Here is a 20,161-nt window from a genome sequence, read left to right on the forward strand (position 1 = left end):
TTGCGCCTGCCTCCCGGTCAGCGCCATGGGCTGGCCTTGGATACCGGCCTAAAGCACTTCGAACAGGCCTGCTGCGCCCATGCCGCCGCCCACGCACATCGTCACGACCACGTACTTCACCTTACGTCGCTTGCCCTCCAGCAAGGCATGGCCGACCATCCGCGCGCCGCTCATGCCGTAGGGGTGGCCGATAGCAATGGCGCCGCCATTGACGTTCAGTTTCGCCGGGTCGATCTGCAACTGCTGGGCGCAATACAGCACCTGGCAGGCAAACGCCTCGTTCAGCTCCCATAGCCCGATATCGTCTACCGTCAGGCCCTGCTGGCGCAGTAGCTTGGGCACCGCCAATACCGGGCCGATGCCCATTTCCTCGGGGGCAAGGCCAGCCACGGCAATACCGCGGTAAAGCCCCAGGGCTGCGATGCCCGAGCGCGCCGCCAGCGCGCCCTCCATCAGCACGCAGGCACTGGCGCCATCGGACAACTGACTGGCATTGCCGGCCGTGACACAACCGCCTTCGACCACGGGCTTGAGCCCCTGTAGATCGGCCAGGGTCGTCGCCGGTCGGTTCCCTTCGTCCTGGATCAGGCGCACCTCTTCATGGCTGACAACACCTGTCAGCTTGTCCACCACCTTCTTGCGTGCGGTGACCGGCACGATTTCAGCGGCGAACAACCCTGCCGCCTGCGCCGCCGCCGTGCGCTGCTGAGACTGCAGGGCGTAGACATCCTGTGCTTCGCGGCTTATGCCATAACGCCGGGCCACCCGTTCGGCCGTTTGCAACATCGGCATGTAGGCGTGCTCGCTCATGCGCAGCACTGCGGGGTCGTAAGCCTCACTGGCCAGCTGGTTGTGCACCTGCTGCACCAGGCTGATCTGCTCCTGGCCTGCGCCAATGGTCACTTGCATGCCATCAACCATGATCTGCTTCGCCGCCGTGGCAATGGCCATCAGGCCTGAAGCGCACTGGCGGTCGACGGTCTGACCGCTGACCGTTTGGGGCAGGCCGGCGGCCAGCGCCGACAGCCGACCCGGGTTGATCGCGGCAGTGCCGCTCTGCATGGCAGTCCCCAGCACCAGGTCATCGACCTGCGCCGGTTCGATACCGGCACGTTCTACCGCGGCGCGGATAGCGACAGCCGTCATGCTGGGGGTTTTCAGGTCGTTGAAGGCGCCACGCATGGCTTTGCCGATAGGGGTGCGAGCAGTGGCGACGATCACGGCGTCTTTCATGATGGCTGTTCCTCAGGGGATAGGGGCTGCAGTTCGCTCAACACGCGCCGCAGGCAGTCAGGTACCGGCACCGGGCGCCGCCCTTCGCGGTCGACGAATACATGGACGAAGCGGCCGGTGGCGCAGGCCAACGGCTGACCGGCAAGGAACATAGCCAACTGATAGTGCACCGAGGTGTTGCCCAACCGGCCCACCACTAGGCCCACTTCGATGTCATGCGGGAAGGCCACCGGCGCCTGGTAGTCGCAGGCGGAGCTGACCACCAGCGCGATCACCTTCCCCTGGTCGATATCCAACCCGCCCTCCCGCACCAGCAGGCGGTTTACGGCGCTGTCGAAAAAGCTGTAATAGATCACATTGTTCACGTGGCCATAGACATCGTTGTCGTGCCACCGGGTGGTTATAGGCGTGAAGTGCCGATAGTGTTCACGTTGCCGGAGGTCGCTCATCAGTAGGCTGCCTCATAGATGGCCAGCGCATCGGCCTGGGTGACTTCACGCGGGTTATTGACCAAAAGGCGCTGCTGTTGCATCGCGTCTTCGGCCAGCTGGCCAAGCCGATGACGCGGTACATCGGCGTCGCGCAGGCGGTCCGGTAACCCGCAGCGGCTACCCAGCGCGGCCAGCTCGGCCACGAATTGTTCTGCTTGCTGGCGCTGATCGCCGGGCTGCAAACGGGCCCCCAGCAGCGGCACGGCCAGTTCGGCGTAGTCCACTGCCGCCACCGGCAGGTTGAAGCGCAGCACATGCGGCAACACCAGCGCGTTGGCCAGGCCATGGGGAACATGAAAGTGCCCACCCAGCGGATAGGCCAGGGCATGCACCGCCGCCACCGGTGCATTGGCAAAGGCCTGGCCGGCCAGGCAAGCCCCCAGCAGCATGGCCTGGCGGGCCTGCAGGTTGCCGCCATTGTGCACAGCCTGGTCAAGGTTATCCGCCAGCAGCCGCAGCGCCTCACGGGCCAGCAGACTGGACAGCGGGTTACGTTTGAGGCGGCTGGTATAGGCTTCGATGGCATGTACCATGGCGTCGATACCGGTAGCAGCCGTCACCGCCGATGGCAGGCCGAGGGTACAGACGGCGTCGAGCACTGCCAGGTCTGGCAACAGCAGCGGCGAAACAATGCCCATCTTGGTGGTGGCACCGGTGGTGACGATGGCGATCGGCGTCACCTCCGAACCGGTACCTGCCGTGGTGGGCACCTGGATCAACGGCAGCCGGCGGCCCTTGGCCCTGTCGATGCCGTACAGCTCGGCGATGGGCTGCGAACAGTCGCGGTGGGCCAGCAGCGCAACCAGCTTGGCCACATCCATCGAGCTGCCGCCGCCGAACCCCACCACCAGGTCGGCGCCGATATGCCGGGCGCGCTGGGCGGCCGCCAGCACGCATGCCTCGCTAGGGTCGGCCGTAACCTCACTGAAGATCGCCACACCGACCTTGGCTGCCGTGAACCCCGGCAGCAGGTCATCAAGCATGCCAAGGCGGGCGATACCCGGGTCACTGACGATCAATACACGCTTGGCACCGCGCTCACGGCACAGACCTGCAAGGCGCTGCACCGCGCCGGGTTCGCAGAGGATCTGCGCAGTGGTGGCAAAGCTGAAAGGCTGCATCGCACTCTCCTTGTTCGTGTGGTTTGCCGTGCGCTAGAACGCGAAATCGCTCGCCGGTAGCGCCATCAGGCAGTCCGCGCCACCCAGCAGGGCCTCGCGGTGAGCAGTGGCGCGGGGCAGGAGCCGCCGCCAGTAGAACGTCGCGGCGTCAAGCTTGGCCCTGTAGAAGGCTGTTTCCGCGCTGCCGGCGGCAAGCGTCGCTTCAGCGCACACCGCCGCTTGCAACCACATCGCCGCCAACAGCACGTAGGCCGAGTAGGCAAGAAAATCAACCGACACTGCCCCTGACTCCTGGGGGTCGCGTTGACAGGCCTCGACCACATGGGCGGCCAGGACGCGCCATTCCTCCAGACGTTGCCCCACGGCCGTCGCCATGGCCTGCAGGCCGTCGCGCGCATTGGCAGCCCTGACGTGCGGCGCCATTTCGTCGATCAGCAGATTGAGCTCGGCCCCGCCATCCCCCAGGACCTTGCGGCGTATCAGGTCGAGGGCCTGTATGCCGTTGGTGCCTTCATAAAGCTGGGTGATGCGGCTATCGCGCATCAACTGCTCCATCCCCCACTCGCGGATGTAGCCGTGACCGCCGTACACCTGCACCCCAAGACTGGCGACTTCCTGACCGACGTCGGTGAAGAACGCCTTGACGATAGGGATCAGCAACGCCGCCCGCCGAGCTGCGGCCTGGCGCGCCGGTGCATTTTTCGCAGCATGCTCCAGGTCCAGTTGCCGAGCGGTGTAGATGCCCAGCATGCGACAGCCCTCGGTAAGGGTCTTCTGGGTCAGCAGCATGCGCCGCACGTCTGGATGGACGATGATCGGATCGGCAGGCTTTTCCGCTGCCACCGGCCCAGCAAGCGAGCGCGACTGCAGACGCTCCCGGGCGTAGGCCAGCCCTCCCTGAAAAGCGGCCTCGGCAATACCAAGCCCCTGCAGGCCGACCTGGAAGCGGGCATCGTTCATCATGGTGAACATGCAGGCCAGGCCCTGGTTGGCCTCCCCCACCAGCCAGCCCTGGGCACCGTCGAAGTTCATCACGCAGGTCGATGCCCCCTTGATGCCCATCTTGTGCTCCAGCGCCCCGCAGCCCAGCGCATTGCGCTCGCCACCGGGCAACAGCTTGGGCACCAGGAACAGGCTGATGCCCCTGACACCGGCCGGCGCATCAGGCAGGCGCGCGAGTACCAGATGAACGATGTTGTCGGTCAGGTCCTGCTCGCCACCACTGATGAATATCTTGCTGCCGGTAATGCGATAGCTGCCGTCCGCTTCCGGCTGGGCGCGGGTACGCAGCAACGCCAGGTCGGTGCCGGCCTGCGGCTCGGTCAGGCACATGGTGCCGGCCCACTCGCCACTGACCATCCGGCTCAGGTAGGCCTGCTTGAGTGGCTCGCTGCCATGGCGATGCAACGCCAGGACCGCGCCCTCGGTCAGGCCGGAGTAGATGCGGAACGACAACGACGCTGCCATCAGCATTTCATGGAAGCTGGCCGATGCCATCTGCGGCAAACCCTGGCCACCGTAGGCCTGCGGCCCGGTCATACTGGCCCAGCCATGTTCGACGTATTGCCGATAGGCGTCCCGCATGCCGTCCGGGGTGGTGACCTCGCCGCCCACCCACTGGCAGCCCTGTTCGTCACTGTTGCGATTGAGTGGTGCGATGATTTGGCCAGTGAAGCGTGCGGCCTCCTCAAGGATGCCGTCGAGGGTGTCGCGGTCCAGTTCGATACCGAGTTGCTGGCAATGTCCGCTCAGGTCGAACAGTTCATGCAGCACGAAACGCATGTCACGAAGGGGCGCCTGGTAGTTCATGCCTGAACCTCCCCGCGCGGTTCGAAACGCTTGCCACCGGCCACGAGTGAGTAGAGCAGCCCTGCCGGGCGCCAATGCTCGCCAAGCACGCCCTGCAGGTATTCCAGCCGGGCCAGGATAAACGGCGCCCCCTGCTCGTCAGCCCAGCGCATGGGCCCGCCAGTGGCAGCCGGGAAGCCATAGCCGTGGAGCCAGACCCGGTCGATGTCGCTGCTGCTGGCGGCGATACCTTCCTGGAGAACCTTCGCCCCTTCGTTGACCAGTGCCAGCAGGCACCGTTCGAGGATTTCCTCGGCACTGATGCCCCGACGTCGGTAGCCAAGGTTCTGAGACACCTGCAGCACCAACGCGTCGACCTGCGGGTCATGCTCGGCCTGCCGGCTGCCGGGGACATAGCGGTAATAGCCCTGCCCGGTCTTCTGCCCAAGGCGGCCGAGCTCGCACAGTGCATTATCGACCTGCACCAGCGGGTCGTGCATGCCTTGCCCGGCCAACTGCCGGGCGCGCCACTCCAGGTCGATGCCCACCACGTCGTACATGCGGAACGGCCCCATGGCGAAGCCGAACTGCTGCAGTACCGCATCCACCTGATGTGGCAACGCCCCTTCAAGCAGCAACTTGCGCGCTTCGCCCACATAGCTGCGCAACATGCGATTGCCAATGAAACCAGGGCAGTTGCCTGCCACTATCGCCACCTTGCCCATGCGCTCGCCCAGCGCTTTGGCGGCATCGAGCACCTTCTGATCGGTGTGCGTCCCACGCACGATTTCGAGCAGCTTCATGACATGCGCAGGGCTGAAGAAGTGCAGCCCCAGGACCTGGGACGGCCGCTGGGTGACGGCGGCAATCGCGTCGATGTCCAGCGCCGAGGTGTTGCTGGCCAGGATCGCACGTGGCTTGAGGTGTGCATCCAGTGCACGGAAGATTTCCTGCTTGAGCGCCAGGTTTTCATACACCGCTTCAATCACCAGGTCGGCCTCCGCCAACGCCGGATAGCCGTCCACTGCCTGCACACGCGCCAGACAAGCGTCGGCCTGGGCCGGGGTGATGCGCTGCTTGTCCACCTGCTGGGCCCAGGACTGGCTGACCATGCCCAGCCCGGCTTCGAGCGCTGCCGCGTTGCAGTCCAGCCACAGCACCGACAGCCCGGCGTTGGCCAGGCTGATGACGATGCCGCGGCCCATGGTGCCTGCACCTATTACAGCCACCTGATTGATCGGGAAGGGAGTATTCACGCGCAACGCTCCTGCTTTCTTGTAGGTATGAGGACTGTGATCACCCTAAGCAGGCCGAAGGTATTTTTGAAATTTCCATTTCGTATGCCATATATTTTCAGCATGAATATTTCGAACTTCGACCTGAACCTGCTGCGCGTCTTCGACATGTTGCTGCGTGAACAGAACGTATCGCGGGCAGCCGAGCGTCTGGCCCTCACCCAGCCGACCGTGAGCAATGCCCTGGCGCGCCTGCGTGACCAGCTGGGCGACCCGCTGCTGGTCCGCGTGGGCCGGCGCATGCGCCCGACACCACGGGCCTTGGCACTGGAGGGGCCAATACGTGCGGCGTTACAGCAGATCGAGCAGACGTTGGGCACCGGCGATGGCTTCGAGCCTCAGCGCAGCCATCGCCAGTTGCGCATCGCCCTTACCGATTTCGTCGAACAGCTGTGCATGCCGCCACTCCTGGCGCGGCTGGAGCTGCTGGCACCCAACGTGCGCATCGACGTGGTGCACCTGGCCCCCAACCTGCCGGCCGAGGCGCTGGACCGGGGCGACCTCGACCTGGTACTGGGCCGTTTCGACGAGGTGCCGGCGCGCTTCACCCGCCACCCCTGGCGCCGTGAAACCCTGCAGATCGCGCTGCGCCAGCAGCACCCGCACCTGGTGCCGGGCCAGGCACTGGACCTCGACGCGTTCCTGGGTTTGCGGCACATCTGGGTGCACGGCGGCCAGACCCGGGGCATGGTCGACCAGTGGCTGGCCGAGCAAGGCCTGACCCGGCAAATCGCCTATACCACGCCCAACTACCTGCAGGCCGCCCATCTGGCCGCAGCCACCGACATGTGTGTGGTGCTGCCGCGGCAACTGGCCCAGCAGTTCGCGCATCTGCTGCCCTTGGCGGTGCACGAACTGCCTTTTGCCCTGGAGCCTTTCGAACTGGAACTGGTACACCTGAGCCACCGTCAGCACGACCCCGCCCTGGCCTGGCTGGTCGAACAGATCCTCACGCTCCCCCCCGCCTGAAGCCATCAGGAAACGCGATAGCGGCCATGCCGCTCTGGTATTGGCTGGTGCGCAAGCCCCTCCCCTAGAGTGTTCTGCCTCAAGAACAACAAGGAAATCCCATGCGCTTTTCACTGTCGATGCTGGCGCTTGCCCTGCTGGCCCCCCTTCCGAGCCTGGCCGCAACAGCGGCCAAGGATGCCACCGCGGCCACCCTGGCCAGCAACCAGCAGTGGCTGCAACGGTTGCCTTTCGAGGATCGCGTCGATTACGAAACCGCCCGGCGTGGGCTGGTCGAGCGGTTTGACGGGCCAGTCGCGACAGCCGATGGCAAGACCGTGTGGAACCTGGCCCAGTATGCTTTTCTGGAACCGGCGCAATCCCCTGCCACGGTAAACCCGAGCTTGTGGCGCATCGCTCAGTTGAACAACATCGCCGGGCTGTTCAAGGTCACCGAGGGCATCTACCAGCTTCGCGGTCTGGACCTGGCCAACATGACCATTGTCGAAGGGAAGGACGGGCTGATTGTGCTTGACCCGCTGCTTGCCGTGGAGACCGCCAAGGCGGGCCTCGAACTGTACTTCAAGCACCGTCCACGCAAGCCGGTGACCACGGTGATCTACACCCACCCACACGTCGACCATTTCGGCGGCGTGCGCGGGGTGATCAACGAGGCGGACGTCAAGGCTGGCAAAGTCCAGGTCATCGCGCCCGAGGGGTTCTTCGAACATGCCATCGGCGAAAACGTGCTGGCCGGACCGGCCATGAAACGCCGCGCCCAGTACATGTACGGCGCCCCCCTGCCCCGTGGGCCGCGAGGCCAGGTGGATGCCGGACTGGGCAAGGGCGTGCCGGCCAACGCCACTGTCAGCCTCATCGCGCCGACGCTCGAAATCAGCCAACCGCTGCAACGCATGACCCTGAGCGGCGTGGAGGTGGAATTCCAGCTGACCCCGGGCACCGAGGCGCCGGCGGAAATGAACATTTATTTCCCGGCGCTCAGGGCACTGTGCATGGCCGAGAACGCCACCCATGTGCAGCACAACGTACTGACGCTGCGCGGGGCCCTGGTGCGCGATCCGAAAGTGTGGGCCCATTACCTGGACCAATCGCTGGCGCACTATGGCGACCAGGCCGAGGTGGTGTTCGCCCAGCATCACTGGCCCACTTGGGGTGGTGCGGCCATCCGCGACTACCTGGCCGACCAGCGCGATATGTATGCCTTCATCGACAGCCAGACCTTGCGCCTGATCAATCAGGGCCAGACGCCCATGGAAATTGCCCAGACCCTGGCCAGCCTGCCGCCGCGCCTGGCAAGCAAATGGTACAGCCGCGACTACTACGGCTCGCTCAGCCATAACGTCAGGGCCGTCTATCAACGCTATATGGGGTTCTACGACGGCAACCCGGCCAACCTCGACCCATTGCCACCGCAAGCGGCCGGCAAGCGTTACGTGGCGGCGATGGGGGGTGCCGATCAGGTGCTGACCCAGGCCCGCCAGGCCTTCGCCGAGGGCGACTATCGCTGGGTGGCGCAATTGGTCAACCACCTGGTATTCGCCGAGCCAGACAACACCGAGGCCCGCGAACTGCAGGCCGACGCGCTGGAGCAACTGGGTTACCAGAGTGAGAACGCCACCTGGCGCAATGCCTACCTCAGTGGCGCGCAGGAATTGCGCTCAGGCGTTGCCACCGGTGCGGGTAGCGGCGGCAACGCCGATGACATGGTGCGGGCCCTGACACCCAGCCTGTTTTTCGACTACCTGGGTGTGCGGGTGAATGCCTACAAGGCTGCCGATAGCGACCTGACCATCAACTGGCGGTTTTCCGACCTGGACGAAGACTACGCGCTCACCCTGCGCAACGGCGTCCTCACCCACCGCGACCTGGCGCGCCACGCCAAGGCCGATGTAGAGGTGACCATGCGCAAGCAGACGCTGGACAGCATTGCCTTGAAGCAGACAGGCTTTCTCAAGGAAGCCACAGCAGGGGCAATCGACATCAAAGGCGAGCGGGTAAAGTTCCTGCAATTCATGGGCGGGCTGGAAGAGGCTGATTCACGCTTCAATCTCGTCACGCCCTGAGCGGCAGCGGGCGGCGCCGGCACTGCGCTCAGCCGCCCTTCGCCAACCGGCACAAGCCTGCCAATGCCATGAGCCACACCACGCTACCCAGTGCCAGCACTCCCCACGGCGCAGGCTGGCCGCGTTCGGCCTGCAACATCGCCAGGCCCCGTTCGTAACGCCGCCCCTGGCGGGTCAGCAGCGCCAGCGCGGCCACGCCCGCCAATGCCAGCACGTACACATCGCCCTGACGACAGGCCAATCCCGCCACCGCCATCAGCGCCAGCACAGTGCGCCGCCAGGCCAACTCGGTGCGTTCTGCCTGCAGGCCCGGATCACCCATGCCAGCGTGGCCACAGGACGAGACCTGCCAGCAGTACAGCGACCAGGCAGCCCAGCGCCAACAAGGGCACCAGTGCCGGCAACGGCAATGGACGTCGATGACGCAATGCCCGCTCTACCCGCAGCCAGCGCAGGCAGGCGCCCGCGCTCAGCAATGCGCTCAGCAGCATCAGGCCAGCGACCAGCCACAGCCGCAGGGGTGTCTCGAGGACGTGGCCGGCGAAGGTTTCAATGGCGATAGCGCCACCCAGCAGCGCCAGCGCGGTGCGAATCCAGGCCAGGAAAGTACGTTCGTTGGCCAGGGTGAAGCGCGGATCAGGCGCTTCACCCTGGCCCAACAGCCGCCGCGACCAGTCAGGCCGTGGTTCAGGCACGCCCATCAGCGCACACCAAAGCTGCGCAGGGCGCCGGGCGAGAAGTACGAAAGGCTGGTGCGCACATTGAAGGCAAAGGGCCGACGCTGCTCGTTGATCAAGCCCGATGCATGGTAGCGGCCACTCTTGAGGTCGTAGGTGACCTCCATGGCGTTGACCGCCACCTGGCCGCCGGGGTGAAAGAAACCATGGGCCTGTGAGGTGCGCCACAGCTCGCCACGTGCGTCGTAGCTGTCTGTTTCGAGAATGGCCCAGGTGTCTTCATCCAGGTAGAACCGGCGCTTGGCGTAGATATGCTGCGCCCCGGGCTTCAACGTCGCCTCCACGACCCATACCCGGTGCAGTTCGTAGCGGGTTGGTGCCGGGTCGATGTGACCTGGCTTGATCAGGTCCGCATAGCGCAGCTCAGGCGATGCCAAGCGGTAGCTGTTGTAGGGCACGTGCAGCGTCTGCTTGCCCAGCAGCTTCCAGTCGTACCGGTCTGGCGCGCCATTGAACATGTCGCGGCTGTCGGCGGTCCGCAGGCCGGCGGTGCCCGGGCCGGTGGTGTCATAGGCGATATTCGGCGCCCGCCGTACCCGGCGCTGGCTGGCACTGTACACCCAGGACAAGCGCGGCTCGGCGACCTGGTCCAGTGTCTCATGCACCACCATCGCATCGCCGGCAAGCCGCGAGGGCGCCGTCATGCGGTAGGTGAAGTAATAAAGTACATTGCCCGCCCCCAGGCTGGCCAAGCCTTCAGGCCGGGCCACTTCCTGACGCGCGCTCATCAGCACGAAGCGGCCATTCTTCAGCGGCGTGACGCTGTCGGAGCTCAGGCTGTAGCTCTCGTTGCGATGCCGGGTCAGGTGGTTCCAGATCACCTCCAGGCCGTTGGTTGGCCGCGGAAAGGCGATGACGCCAGTGAAACCTCGCACACCGTTGCCCTGGTCATCCAGCTGCGCCTGCTCGGCGTTGCGGGCGGCCGATGCCGCGACCGCGTCGGGTACCGCAACACTGCGGTGGGTGGGATACACCGGCAAGCTGAGGCTGGCTGGGAAGCGTTTGAGCAAGGCCACCTGGCCGTCGGTAAGCTGACCTCGGTACTGCCGGTAGTTGGCGGCCGTGATCCGGTACAGAGGCTGCTCATCGGCAAACGGATCCAGCGGCGTGCCGTTGTCGCCCAGGCGTTGCTGGGCTGTACTCAACCCACCTTGCCAGGCCGGGATGCGCCCGTCGGGGCTGGCAGCACGCTCGGCTCCCACCGGGGTCAGGTTGTCGGGCAGGCCGGCTGCTGCCAGCGTGCCACTCGCCCAGAACAGGCCGATCATCACCATGCGCATTTTCATTGTCATGCCCTCAGAAAGTGACGCCCAGGCTCAGCGAAATGAAGTCCCGGTCGCCGCGGGTGCCATAGTCGCCGTCGATAAAGTCGGTGTACGACACACTCAGGCTGTAGGTGCTGGCGAGCGTCGCATCCAACCCGACACTGATGGCCCTGGAGCCTTCGCTGAACGCCGACCCCTCCACCGGGCCGGTGCCGTGCACGTCATGTGCCCAGGACAGGTTCGGCCGCAGGTCGAAACCGGCAATCACGTTGGGGTAGGCCCAGGTGGCACGCAGCCGGTAGCCCCAGGAAAACGGGGTCATGAAGCCTTCGTCGTTGCAATGCTCAGGGGTTTTGGAAATGGCCACGCACACGCTGTTGTCCGCCAGTTCGCCGCTGTTGAACGTGCCCGAGCGCCCGTAACGGGGGCCATAGGCGCCCTCCAGACCGCCCACGTAGGTGGCGCCAGCCTCGCCTATCAACAGCAACTGGTTGGCCCCCATCACCTGGCTGAAAGCGTGAACAGCGGTTATCTGCAACTGGGTCATCTCTTTACGGCGGTAGCCGTCGAACAGCGTACTGGCGCTGTCTGGCCGCAGGCCGTCGCCGAGCAAGGGCGAGCGGCCATCGACGTTCAACAACGACTGGATGATGTCGGTACCGTTGAGCTGCATGGGCATGTTCGGCCGGTAGCTCAGCTCCCCCTGCAGCGCCGTGCCGGTGCGCAGGGTAGTGGAGAACGAAAGGCCGTAGAGGCGAATGTCCTCGGGGTATTGCACCCGGTACTGCGAGGTGCCCAGGCGTAGCGCGCCGACCAGCGACTGGCCTGCGCTGGAACCCAGAAAAGCGGCACAGTCTGCAAGACCGATAGCGAGGTTGGCGCACAACTGCGGGGCGAAACGGCGGTTGTCGAAATACGGGCTGCTGACCGTACCCAGGTAAGGCGTGCGGCTGTGGTAGTTCGCCGCGTAAGCACCAAACTCGGTGTCCAGCGCCGCCACGTACCAGCGCAGCGAAACGCCCCACTGCCCGCTGTTGCGGGCATCCTGGTCGCTGCCGCGAGGTATGCGCACGCCTTCGCGGGTGAGGTTCACACCGAACGGCGCAAGCCCGGTCACGGCTGTGGGGTTGCCGATCAATTTGGCGCCCACGTCCAGGCCATCACACCCATCGGGCAAAAAGTCGTTGTTCGAAAAGAACGTGCCGCAGTTGTCGAGCTGGGTCTGTTCCCAGTCCAGCTGATAGAAACCGTCGACCGACAGCGCTTCGGTAAGGTTCTGGGTGAAGTAGAACAGGTTCACCGGCACCAGCGCGTCCTTCACTTCCGAGCCGGGGCGGCGCAAGGCCGCCAGGTTGAAGGGGTTGATGACGTTCAGTCCGCCCTGGATGAAGGTGCTCTCACCCCAGTTGACCACCTGCTTGCCCAGCCTGAGCGAACCCGGCTGGCCATCGATGTCGTACAGGTAATAACCGAAGGCATCGAGCAGCTGGCTACCTGCGGTCTTGGCCGAGCGCTTGCGGTTGTTGTCCTCGACCTGCTTGAAGCGCTGATCGTGATCACGCAGGGCCGTGTCGTACCAGTAGGTACCGCGAAGGAACACCCCCAGGTTGTCGTGCTTGAGCTCCAGGTCATGGGTGCCTTTGAACACCGCTGAAAACACATCGCCAGAGGCAAAGTTCAGGCGGCCGTCATCGCTGTTGGCGCTGTTGTGCAGGGCCGGGTCAGGGTTGGCAGTCGCAAGGCTGGTACCAAAAGAAAGCGCCGAGTCGAATTGCCCCTCAAGTTCACCCCAGTGAAACTGAGCGGCACAGGCAGACGCAGAAAAAAGTACTGATGAGGCAAGTACCGACAACGGTCCCGAGCGACCGAAAATACGAGATGCCATCACTCTTAACCTCTTATTGTGTTTATTAGAGAGTGAATTGCGAGTTAATGCTTAAGTACGGCGCAAAGGCCTGCAGGCAAGGGCTTGGGTAATTATTCGAACGTTTCTGTTATCCTCGTTTTGCTGCTTACCGATACTAAGTAGGCCACCGGGGCTGAACAAATAGCGTCTCCCGATGGTTGCCATATCACTTCGGCATAGCCTGAGAACCACAATGACTTTGAAACAGCTGCGTTATTTGATCGCCATTGTCGAAGCCGGCAGTTTTTCCAATGCCGCACGCCAGGCGTTCATCGCCCAACCGGCCTTGAGCAGACAGATAGGCCTGCTGGAGAGCGAACTGGAAATGCAACTGCTGGCGCGCCAGCATGACGGTATCGAACTGACCGATGCCGGGCGGCAGTTGTACGAGGTGGCCCGATCGGTCGTGCAGCAACTCGATTCGGTGAAGGATGAGCTGAAGTCCAGCCGCGGCAACCCCAAGGGGCACGTGGCCATCTCGATTCCCGCCACGGCCTCGGCACTGTTGTTGCCGGCCATCATTACCCAGGCCCAGGCACGCTTCCCGGGGATCAAGCTCACCGTATGGGATGGCCTGAGCCGCGAAGGTGGCCAGGCGATCGAGCTGGGCAAGGTGGATTTCGGCGTAGTGCCCAACGCCGAAGAACTTGTCCATGTGGTCGCCGAGCCCGTGTTTTCCGAAGACCTGTACTGGGTCGGCCTGCCTGGGCACGGTCCTGACGAGTCGCCCATCACCTTGGCTGAAGCCGCAGCGAGCCGCCTGGTAATGCCACCCCGTAGCCTGCACTTGCGCAGGCGCATCGAGCAGGCTGCCATGGAGACCGGTGTGACCCTGGACTCCAGCTACGAACAGCAGTCCGCCCCCGGTATCACCAGCCTGGTCCGTGCTGGCCTGGCGGCCACCATCAGCAACTGGCCGCCGCTGCTGGATTTGGCCGCGCCTGCCAGCGCGCGGCTGATAGTGGAACCGCGCATCACCCGCACCATCGCCTTGGCCCACTCGCAGCACAAGCCGCTGTCGTTCGCCGCCGCCTGCATGCGCGATCTGGTGCGCGCACTGCTGGTGGATGCGGTGCGCAACGAGCGCTGGAAAGGAACCTTGATCGAGCGCGAGGCCCTGGCGGAGCAGAGCCTCTGAGCGCTGTGCACATCACGCTTGGGCTGGCGCAGCCGTGCCCACCTGCATCAGACGTTGCCGGGTTTTCTGCGGGTCCATCCAGGCCAGCCCGATCAGCCCGGCAATCACCAGCACCGCGCCGCACACCAGAAACCCCTGGCCAAACCCTGCCGTGTGCCCGGCCCCGGCGCCCTGCACCAGCAAACCGGTGACCACCGGTGCCGACAGCCCGGCCAACGAGGCGATACCGTTGCCGATCGCCAGAATGCCGCCGCGCTGCCCGCTGGGCGTGAACTCCGCCAGCATGGCAGGCCCCACGGAGTACATCACCAGCGCCAGCCCGCCGCTGAAGGTGAGGCTGACGATCCGCTCGACGTTGCTCAGACCGGGCAGAAACAACGCCGCTGACAGCAGCCCGCTGGCGATCAGGCACACTGAAACGAACGCACCGCGCGACCAGCGCGTGGCAACCCCGGCACGCATCATTCGCTGTGACAGCCAGGCCATGAACAGGCTCAGCGGCGTGGTAACCACCACGAACAGAACGAACACCTGGCCGGTCATGATCGGGTCGATCCCCAGCCCGGTTTCCAGGTAGCTCGGTACCCAGGTCAGGGTCAACGCCAGGGACCAGTTGGCGGCGAAGTGGCACAAGTAGTTGCCCAGTACCGTGCGGTCACCGAGCAGCCGACGATAGGGAACAGGGGCCTGCCCTTCTTCACGCTGGCCCGGGCGAATGCGGTCGAGGTTGCCCTCGCTGCCCAGCCACCACCACAGCACACACCACACCGCCCCGATCACCGCCAGCACGATGAAGTTCATGCGCCAGCCGTAGTGCACACTGATCCATGGGATCATGGCACCCGCTACCAACAGCCCCAGCGCACTGCCGGTATGCAACAGCGCCACGGGAAGGTTGCGACGGTCGTTGGGGAACCACTTGTACAAGGCATGTGTAGCCACCGGTGAGGCCGGTCCCTCGCCAATACCCAGCAGCACCCGGCAGGCGACGATCGCCCACAGCGAGCTGACGAACAACATGGGCAACTGGATAAGCGCCCAGAACGCGCCCATCCCCAGCAGCAGGGTGCGGGTTGGCCGGCGATTGGCCATGAAGCCGCCTATCACCGCCGAGATGGCGAAGAACCAGTGCAGTGCGCCCCCTACCAGGCCGAACTCGGCAGGGGACAAGCCCAGTTCCCTGGACATCGGCACCGCCACCAGGCCAATGACCACCTTGTCCAGGAAGTTCACCAGCATCAACAGCGCCAGCAGTACCGCAATCATCCAGGCCGTGCCTGCACGCGCGGGGGTGTCAGTATGAGTCATGATGATCTCTCGTTATTGTTCTTGTCTGGAGAGCCCGGCCGCCACGGGCCGGGCATACCGCGTCATTGCTCAGGCATGAGCACGCCCTTGGCGATGGTGTTGCGCTGGATCTCGCTGGTTCCCGTGAGAATGCGCATCATACGTGTCGCACGGAATATCCACTCCACCGGGTTGCCACGCAGCAGCCCGGCACCGCCGTGTATCTGCACGGCGCGATCGGCGATGCGGAAGGCCGTCTCCGAAACGAACAGCTTGCACATCGGGGCCTGGGTGCGGATATTGCCACCGGCGTCATTCACCGCTGCCGTGGCGTAGACCATGCTGCGTGCAGCATGCAGCTCGGTGGCCATGTCGGCGATCATGTGGTTGATCGACTGGAACATGGCGATAGGCTGGCCGAACTGCTTGCGCGTGCGGGCATAGTCGATCGAGAGGTTCAGTGCCAGGCCGGCCAGCCCCAGCAAGGTGGGGCAATGCAGCAGGCGGTTGAGGGTGATGCGCCCCATCGCCAACTTGAAGCCCTGCCCTTGCTCACCAATGCGGTTGGCCGCCGGCACCCGTACGTCCTCAAGAATGATGTCGCCATGCGCACCACCGCCGGACATGACCGAATAATCGCTTTCAACCCTTACCCCCGATGCGCTCAGGTCGACGAAGAACGCCGAAATCCCCTGGGCACCGCGCCCGGGATCCGTCACCGCAAGCAGCACGGCGATGTCGGCATAGGGCGCCCCTGAAATGTAGCGCTTGGCGCCATTGAGCACATAGTGTTCACCTTCCCGCCGTGCGGAGGTCTTGATCGCCGTTGCATCAGAGCCGGCTTCGCTTTCAGTCAGGGCGAAGCACACGGCCTTTTCGGCACGGCACACCGGCTGCAGGAACGCCTCGATCTGGGTCGGGCTCGCCACCTTGAACAGATGGCCGATACGGGGCGGTCCGGAAAGCTCACCGAGAATGTGCGGCGACAGCATCGAGCCGGTGAGCACCGTGGCTTCCTTGACCGCACACAGGTCTGACACGCTCAACCCGGCGCCACCTATCGCCTCGGGCAGCATGATGTTGTAGAAGCCCTGCTCGCACGAACGCTGCCATACCTGCTGCAGCACCGCCCGCGGGTGCGGCTCTGCCCAACTGAGACCGGCTTGCTGTTCCAGGGGCAGGATTTCGTTGCGAACGAAGCCACTGATGGCCTCGATGATCTGCTGGGCCTTTTCGCTTGGCTGATACATGGTCGTTCCTCGTGTCAGATACGGCGTTCGCTGTTTTGCCAGTAGGCGTCACGGATCAACCGGCGCACCACCTTGCCGTTGGGGTTTTTCGGCAGCTCGCTGACGAAGTCCACGGCACGTGGTTTCTTGAAACCGGCCAGGGCCTGGGCGCAATGTTCGATGACGTCCTGCTCCTGCAGCGCCATGCCCGGCTTGAGCACGATCACCGCCCGCACCGCTTCGCCCCACTGCTCGTCAGGCACCCCCACCACCGCCGCCTCGAACACCTGCGGCATGCTGTAGAGCACCTGCTCGACCTCGCTGGGGTAAATGTTGAAGCCACCGGAAATGATCATTTCTTTCTTGCGGTCGACGATGAACACATACCCCTGCTCATCCACCGTGGCCAGGTCGCCAGTCAGGTAGTAGCCGTCGCGCATCACCTCGGCGGTGAGGTGGGGGGCGCGCCAGTAGCCCTGCATGATGTCCGGGCCCTTGACTACGATTTCGCCCACCTCTCCCGGCTGGACGTCCTGGAAGTGGTCGTTCACCACGCGCAGGTCGGTTTCGAAGTAGCAACGTCCGCACGAGGCCAGGCGCCGGTAGTCGCCGCCCTCGCACAGATGGTCCTGTTCGGTCAGGACGGTTACCAGCGAGCAGGTCTCGCCAGCACCGTAACCCTGGGCCAGGATCGGCCCGAATACCTCGATGGCCCGTTTCACCAGCGCTGGTGCCATCGGCGCGGCACCGTACATGACCAGGCGCAAGCTGCTCAGGTCGTAGCGCTCGACATCAGGGAAGTTGACCAGGCGATTGATCATGGCAGGCACCAGGAACAAGCGGGTCACGCCTTCGCGCTGAATGGTCTCGAGCAACAGCTGGTCATCGTAGCGCTCCAGCAGCAGGTTGCAGGCACCGACCGCCAGCAGCGGCATCAGCTGCATGCCGCTGGCATGGGTGATAGGGCCGACGTGAGCCATGACGTCGCCCGGGGCGGCGCGACGGGTCGGGCTGGCGAGGCTCTTGCGGATTAGCGCCTTGCGGTTGCCCACGCTGAGCATCGCAGCCTTGAGCACACCAGAGCTGCCAGAGGTGTAATGCAAAACGGCAAGGGCGTCGTCAGGCAGGTCGCAGCTGATTGGCTGGCTACTGCCTTGTGCCAGCAGCGCGGCATAGGTGATGTCACCGCCCCGCTCACCCAAGGTCACGATCAAGCGTAATGAAGGTACCTCCTGCCTGCGGTCCAGCAACGCCTGGGCGAGTTGCGCATCGGCGATCAGCGCGACACTGCAGGCGTCGTTGAGCACCTGAATGACTTCATCCGGTGCCAGACGCGCATTGACCGGTACCTTGACCAGGCCGGCCTTGTAGAAAGCCACCTCTGCTTCCACCAGTTCGGCGCGGTTTGGCGCCAGGATGGCGACATGCTCGCCCGTGGCGATGCCCTGTGCCAGCAAGGCCGAGGCCAGCTGGTTGGCCCGCTGTTCGAGCTGAGCGAAGGTCAGCCGGGTGTGGCGGTCGATTACCGCCAGACGTTCAGGCCAGTATCTGGCACTTCGACTGGATAGGGTTCCAAGGTTCACGTTGTTGTTCTCGTCGACGGTTAAGACCCGCTCGATGCTAAACAGCGTGAAGCCGGGGCAAGTAATACCAGTTGCGTATGCACGCCATAACAGATTGCGCTGGCACTGATGTGTTGAGGCCCTGAGGCAAGGATGACACATCGCTTGCATATGACACCTTGTGTCATTATGATCAACGCCGTGTCCTGGCGTCGCCTCCGCGCCGATCAGCCATCCCTAGTCTCCACCCCTGCAGGTACCGCCCATGACGACCACCATGCACACCCCCAAGGACCAGCTTGTCAAACTCGCCCAGCAACAGATGCTGACGGCGCTGACCGACAACACCTACACCGTACGACAAAAGCTCGCCCTCACCTGCCGCATCCTGTTCGACGGCGGCCACGACTCTGGCCTGGCCGGGCAGATCACTGCGCGTGCGCAGGAACCTGGCACCTACTACACCCAACAACTGGGGCTTGGCTTCGACGAAATCGCTGCCTCCAACCTGCTGGTGGTGGACGAAGACCTGACGGTGCTGCAAGGCCGTGGCATGGCCAACCCGGCCAACCGCTTCCACAGCTGGCTGTACCGCGCCCGCCCCGACGTCAACTGCATCATCCACACCCACCCGCTGCACAGCGCCGCCTTGTCGATGCTGGAAGTTCCGCTGGCCATCTCGCACATGGACCTGTGCCCACTGTTCGACGACTGTGCATTCCTCAAGGAATGGCCCGGTGTGCCGGTGGGCAACGAAGAAGGCGAAATCATCGCGAACGCGATTGGCGACAAGCGCGCAATCCTGCTTTCCCATCATGGCCTGCTGATCGCTGGGCGTTCGATCGAGGAAGCCTGCGTGCTCGCCCTGCTGTTCGAGCGGGCAGCAAAGATGCAACTGCTGGCCATGGGCGCCGGTGACATCCGCCCCATCCCCGAAGCACTGGGCAAAGAGGCCCACGACTGGATTTCCACCCCCAAACGTCACGGTGCTGCCTTCAGCTACTACGCGCGCCGTGCCTTGCGTGCCCATGGCGACTGCCTGGGCTGATCGAAGCTGTACTCTTCCCTCAACAACGGCAAAGGTGCCTGGTCATGTCTACACCTGTAATTCGCGGCGTTATCGGCTACACCATCACTCCCTTCACGGCAGACGGCACACTCGACCTGGATGCCTTGGGCACGTCCATCGATAGCCTGATTGCAGACGGCGTGCACGCCATCGCGCCGCTGGGCAGCACCGGCGAAGGGGCTTACCTGTCCGACAGCGAATGGGAAACCGTGGTGCGCTTCAGCCAGGTACGCATTGCCGGGCGCGTACCCAGCGTGGTCAGCGTCTCCGACCTGACCACCGCCCGCACCGTGCAGCGTGCCCGCCTGGCACAGGCCTGCGGTGCTACGGCGGTGATGGTGCTGCCCATCTCTTACTGGAAGCTCACCGAAGCCGAAGTGATCGCCCACTACAAGGCGGTCGGCGCCGCCATCGACATTCCGATCATGCTCTACAACAACCCGGGCACCAGCGGCACCGACCTGTCGGTGGAGCTGATCCTGCGTATCCTCGGCGAAGTGCCCACTGTGACCATGGTCAAGGAAAGCACCGGTGACATCCAGCGCATGCACCGCCTGTTCACGGCTACAGATGGTCAGGTGGCGTTCTACAACGGTTGCAACCCGCTGACCCTGGAAGCCTTGGTGGCCGGCGCCACGGGCTGGTGTACCGCCGCGCCCAACCTGATCCCTGCACTCAACCTGGCACTGTGGGACGCCGCACAACAAGGCGATCTGGCCGAAGCCCGTGCGTTGTTCTACCGCCAGTACGAGCTGCTGGAGTACATCACCCGCCGTGGCCTGCCGACCACCATCAAGGCCGGCCTGAAAATGCTCGGCCAGGAGGTCGGCGCCCCACGCCTGCCCCTGCAGCCGCTGGATGCGCAAGGCAGCAACCACCTGAAAAACCTGCTGGTGGCGCTGACCAACTGATGCACAAACCTGCCCGGCAGCCTGTCGCTGTCGGGCAGCCTTTTTTTCAGGAACAGCCTTGGGCTGCGAAAGGGCCAATGACGCTGCAGTCGGATTA

17 protein-coding genes are annotated in these 20,161 nt (G+C 64.3%); 5 read left to right on the top strand and 12 right to left on the bottom strand.

What is annotated here, in order from left to right; translation table 11 throughout:
* Positions 1-48 precede the first annotated feature (48 nt).
* From ACTJJN_RS18640 to ACTJJN_RS18660, 5 genes are read right to left on the bottom strand one after another with little or no spacing between them, the layout of a single operon-like run.
* On the bottom strand, positions 49-1,233 hold the full coding sequence (locus ACTJJN_RS18640) for an acetyl-CoA C-acyltransferase (protein ID WP_014753993.1): 1,185 nt from the start codon (positions 1,231-1,233) through the stop codon (positions 49-51).
* On the bottom strand, positions 1,230-1,682 hold the full coding sequence (locus ACTJJN_RS18645; protein WP_440781501.1) for an acyl-CoA thioesterase: 453 nt from the start codon (positions 1,680-1,682) through the stop codon (positions 1,230-1,232). Before ACTJJN_RS18645 ends, ACTJJN_RS18640 begins: the two co-directional genes overlap by 4 nt.
* Positions 1,682-2,845, bottom strand: a complete 1,164-nt coding sequence (locus tag ACTJJN_RS18650) for an iron-containing alcohol dehydrogenase (RefSeq protein ID WP_088513121.1) — start codon at positions 2,843-2,845, stop codon at positions 1,682-1,684. The genes ACTJJN_RS18645 and ACTJJN_RS18650 overlap by 1 nt, the downstream gene beginning before the upstream one ends.
* A 33-nt stretch (positions 2,846-2,878) precedes the next feature.
* Complete coding sequence (locus ACTJJN_RS18655; protein WP_440781502.1) at positions 2,879-4,654, bottom strand: acyl-CoA dehydrogenase C-terminal domain-containing protein; 1,776 nt, start codon at positions 4,652-4,654, stop codon at positions 2,879-2,881.
* Complete coding sequence (locus ACTJJN_RS18660; protein WP_440781503.1) at positions 4,651-5,889, bottom strand: 3-hydroxyacyl-CoA dehydrogenase NAD-binding domain-containing protein; 1,239 nt, start codon at positions 5,887-5,889, stop codon at positions 4,651-4,653. Before ACTJJN_RS18660 ends, ACTJJN_RS18655 begins: the two co-directional genes overlap by 4 nt.
* 84 nt (positions 5,890-5,973) lie before the next feature.
* Between ACTJJN_RS18660 and ACTJJN_RS18665 the strand changes: the two genes are divergently transcribed.
* Both ACTJJN_RS18665 and ACTJJN_RS18670 read left to right on the top strand, forming a co-directional pair.
* Positions 5,974-6,897 (top strand): LysR family transcriptional regulator, encoded by a 924-nt coding sequence (locus tag ACTJJN_RS18665; RefSeq protein ID WP_019437992.1) that lies wholly within the window; start codon positions 5,974-5,976, stop codon positions 6,895-6,897.
* A 101-nt stretch (positions 6,898-6,998) separates the two neighbouring features.
* A complete protein-coding gene (locus ACTJJN_RS18670; protein ID WP_440781504.1) occupies positions 6,999-8,960 on the top strand; it encodes an alkyl/aryl-sulfatase in 1,962 nt (653 codons plus the stop codon).
* A gap of 28 nt (positions 8,961-8,988) precedes the next feature.
* Here the strand turns inward: ACTJJN_RS18670 and ACTJJN_RS18675 are convergent, their stop codons facing one another.
* Genes ACTJJN_RS18675 through ACTJJN_RS18690 form a run of 4 tightly spaced genes read right to left on the bottom strand, consistent with a single transcriptional unit; the run spans position 8,989 to position 12,847 of the window.
* The gene (locus ACTJJN_RS18675; protein ID WP_014754000.1) at positions 8,989-9,282 is read right to left on the bottom strand and encodes a DUF202 domain-containing protein; all 294 of its coding nucleotides are present in this window, start codon (positions 9,280-9,282) and stop codon (positions 8,989-8,991) included.
* Positions 9,275-9,661 (bottom strand): YidH family protein, encoded by a 387-nt coding sequence (locus ACTJJN_RS18680; RefSeq protein WP_003247256.1) that lies wholly within the window; start codon positions 9,659-9,661, stop codon positions 9,275-9,277. The genes ACTJJN_RS18675 and ACTJJN_RS18680 overlap by 8 nt, the downstream gene beginning before the upstream one ends.
* Positions 9,661-10,971, bottom strand: coding sequence for a DUF1329 domain-containing protein (locus ACTJJN_RS18685; RefSeq protein ID WP_017147819.1), 1,311 nt, complete (start codon positions 10,969-10,971; stop codon positions 9,661-9,663). The genes ACTJJN_RS18680 and ACTJJN_RS18685 overlap by 1 nt, the downstream gene beginning before the upstream one ends.
* A gap of 22 nt (positions 10,972-10,993) precedes the next feature.
* Complete coding sequence (locus ACTJJN_RS18690; protein WP_440781505.1) at positions 10,994-12,847, bottom strand: DUF1302 domain-containing protein; 1,854 nt, start codon at positions 12,845-12,847, stop codon at positions 10,994-10,996.
* Between the two features lie 214 nt (positions 12,848-13,061).
* Here ACTJJN_RS18690 and ACTJJN_RS18695 point away from each other — a divergent pair, with 214 nt between their 5' ends.
* Positions 13,062-14,006: a LysR family transcriptional regulator gene (locus ACTJJN_RS18695; protein WP_014754004.1), complete on the top strand. Its 945-nt coding sequence runs from the start codon at positions 13,062-13,064 to the stop codon at positions 14,004-14,006.
* Between the two features lie 12 nt (positions 14,007-14,018).
* Here ACTJJN_RS18695 and ACTJJN_RS18700 read toward each other — a convergent pair whose 3' ends face one another.
* The 3 genes from ACTJJN_RS18700 to ACTJJN_RS18710 form a co-directional block, all read right to left on the bottom strand.
* Positions 14,019-15,272, bottom strand: a complete 1,254-nt coding sequence (locus ACTJJN_RS18700; RefSeq protein ID WP_003247252.1) for an MFS transporter — start codon at positions 15,270-15,272, stop codon at positions 14,019-14,021.
* 104 nt (positions 15,273-15,376) lie between these two features.
* Positions 15,377-16,543: an acyl-CoA dehydrogenase family protein gene (locus ACTJJN_RS18705; RefSeq protein WP_012053224.1), complete on the bottom strand. Its 1,167-nt coding sequence runs from the start codon at positions 16,541-16,543 to the stop codon at positions 15,377-15,379.
* A gap of 14 nt (positions 16,544-16,557) precedes the next feature.
* Positions 16,558-18,105 carry an AMP-binding protein gene (locus tag ACTJJN_RS18710; RefSeq protein ID WP_012053225.1) on the bottom strand — a complete coding sequence of 516 codons (1,548 nt, stop codon included), beginning with the start codon at positions 18,103-18,105 and terminating at the stop codon, positions 16,558-16,560.
* 244 nt (positions 18,106-18,349) lie between these two features.
* Between ACTJJN_RS18710 and ACTJJN_RS18715 the strand changes: the two genes are divergently transcribed.
* Both ACTJJN_RS18715 and ACTJJN_RS18720 read left to right on the top strand, forming a co-directional pair.
* Entirely contained in the window at positions 18,350-19,132 is a 783-nt protein-coding gene (locus ACTJJN_RS18715; protein WP_004577435.1) for an aldolase, read from the top strand.
* A 44-nt stretch (positions 19,133-19,176) separates the two neighbouring features.
* Positions 19,177-20,064 carry a dihydrodipicolinate synthase family protein gene (locus ACTJJN_RS18720; RefSeq protein ID WP_440781506.1) on the top strand — a complete coding sequence of 296 codons (888 nt, stop codon included), beginning with the start codon at positions 19,177-19,179 and terminating at the stop codon, positions 20,062-20,064.
* Positions 20,065-20,161: the final 97 nt, after the last annotated feature.

Source organism: Pseudomonas sp. 22515 (assembly GCF_052044625.1).
Classification (GTDB): domain Bacteria; phylum Pseudomonadota; class Gammaproteobacteria; order Pseudomonadales; family Pseudomonadaceae; genus Aquipseudomonas; species Aquipseudomonas alloputida.

Bases quoted from the DNA above. Each gene is read 5' to 3' on its own strand.
- ACTJJN_RS18645 (WP_440781501.1), bottom strand. From the start codon at position 1,682: ATGAGCGACCTCCGGCAACGTGAACACTATCGGCACTTCACGCCTATA.
- ACTJJN_RS18675 (WP_014754000.1), bottom strand. From the start codon at position 9,282: ATGGGTGATCCGGGCCTGCAGGCAGAACGCACCGAGTTGGCCTGGCGG.
- ACTJJN_RS18690 (WP_440781505.1), bottom strand. From the start codon at position 12,847: ATGGCATCTCGTATTTTCGGTCGCTCGGGACCGTTGTCGGTACTTGCC.
- ACTJJN_RS18670 (WP_440781504.1), top strand. From the start codon at position 6,999: ATGCGCTTTTCACTGTCGATGCTGGCGCTTGCCCTGCTGGCCCCCCTT.
- ACTJJN_RS18680 (WP_003247256.1), bottom strand. From the start codon at position 9,661: ATGGGCGTGCCTGAACCACGGCCTGACTGGTCGCGGCGGCTGTTGGGC.
- ACTJJN_RS18640 (WP_014753993.1), bottom strand. From the start codon at position 1,233: ATGAAAGACGCCGTGATCGTCGCCACTGCTCGCACCCCTATCGGCAAA.
- ACTJJN_RS18715 (WP_004577435.1), top strand. From the start codon at position 18,350: ATGACGACCACCATGCACACCCCCAAGGACCAGCTTGTCAAACTCGCC.
- ACTJJN_RS18720 (WP_440781506.1), top strand. From the start codon at position 19,177: ATGTCTACACCTGTAATTCGCGGCGTTATCGGCTACACCATCACTCCC.
- ACTJJN_RS18700 (WP_003247252.1), bottom strand. From the start codon at position 15,272: ATGATTGCGGTACTGCTGGCGCTGTTGATGCTGGTGAACTTCCTGGAC.
- ACTJJN_RS18665 (WP_019437992.1), top strand. From the start codon at position 5,974: ATGCCATATATTTTCAGCATGAATATTTCGAACTTCGACCTGAACCTG.
- ACTJJN_RS18655 (WP_440781502.1), bottom strand. From the start codon at position 4,654: ATGAACTACCAGGCGCCCCTTCGTGACATGCGTTTCGTGCTGCATGAA.
- ACTJJN_RS18695 (WP_014754004.1), top strand. From the start codon at position 13,062: ATGACTTTGAAACAGCTGCGTTATTTGATCGCCATTGTCGAAGCCGGC.
- ACTJJN_RS18650 (WP_088513121.1), bottom strand. From the start codon at position 2,845: ATGCAGCCTTTCAGCTTTGCCACCACTGCGCAGATCCTCTGCGAACCC.
- ACTJJN_RS18685 (WP_017147819.1), bottom strand. From the start codon at position 10,971: ATGGTGATGATCGGCCTGTTCTGGGCGAGTGGCACGCTGGCAGCAGCC.
- ACTJJN_RS18705 (WP_012053224.1), bottom strand. From the start codon at position 16,543: ATGTATCAGCCAAGCGAAAAGGCCCAGCAGATCATCGAGGCCATCAGT.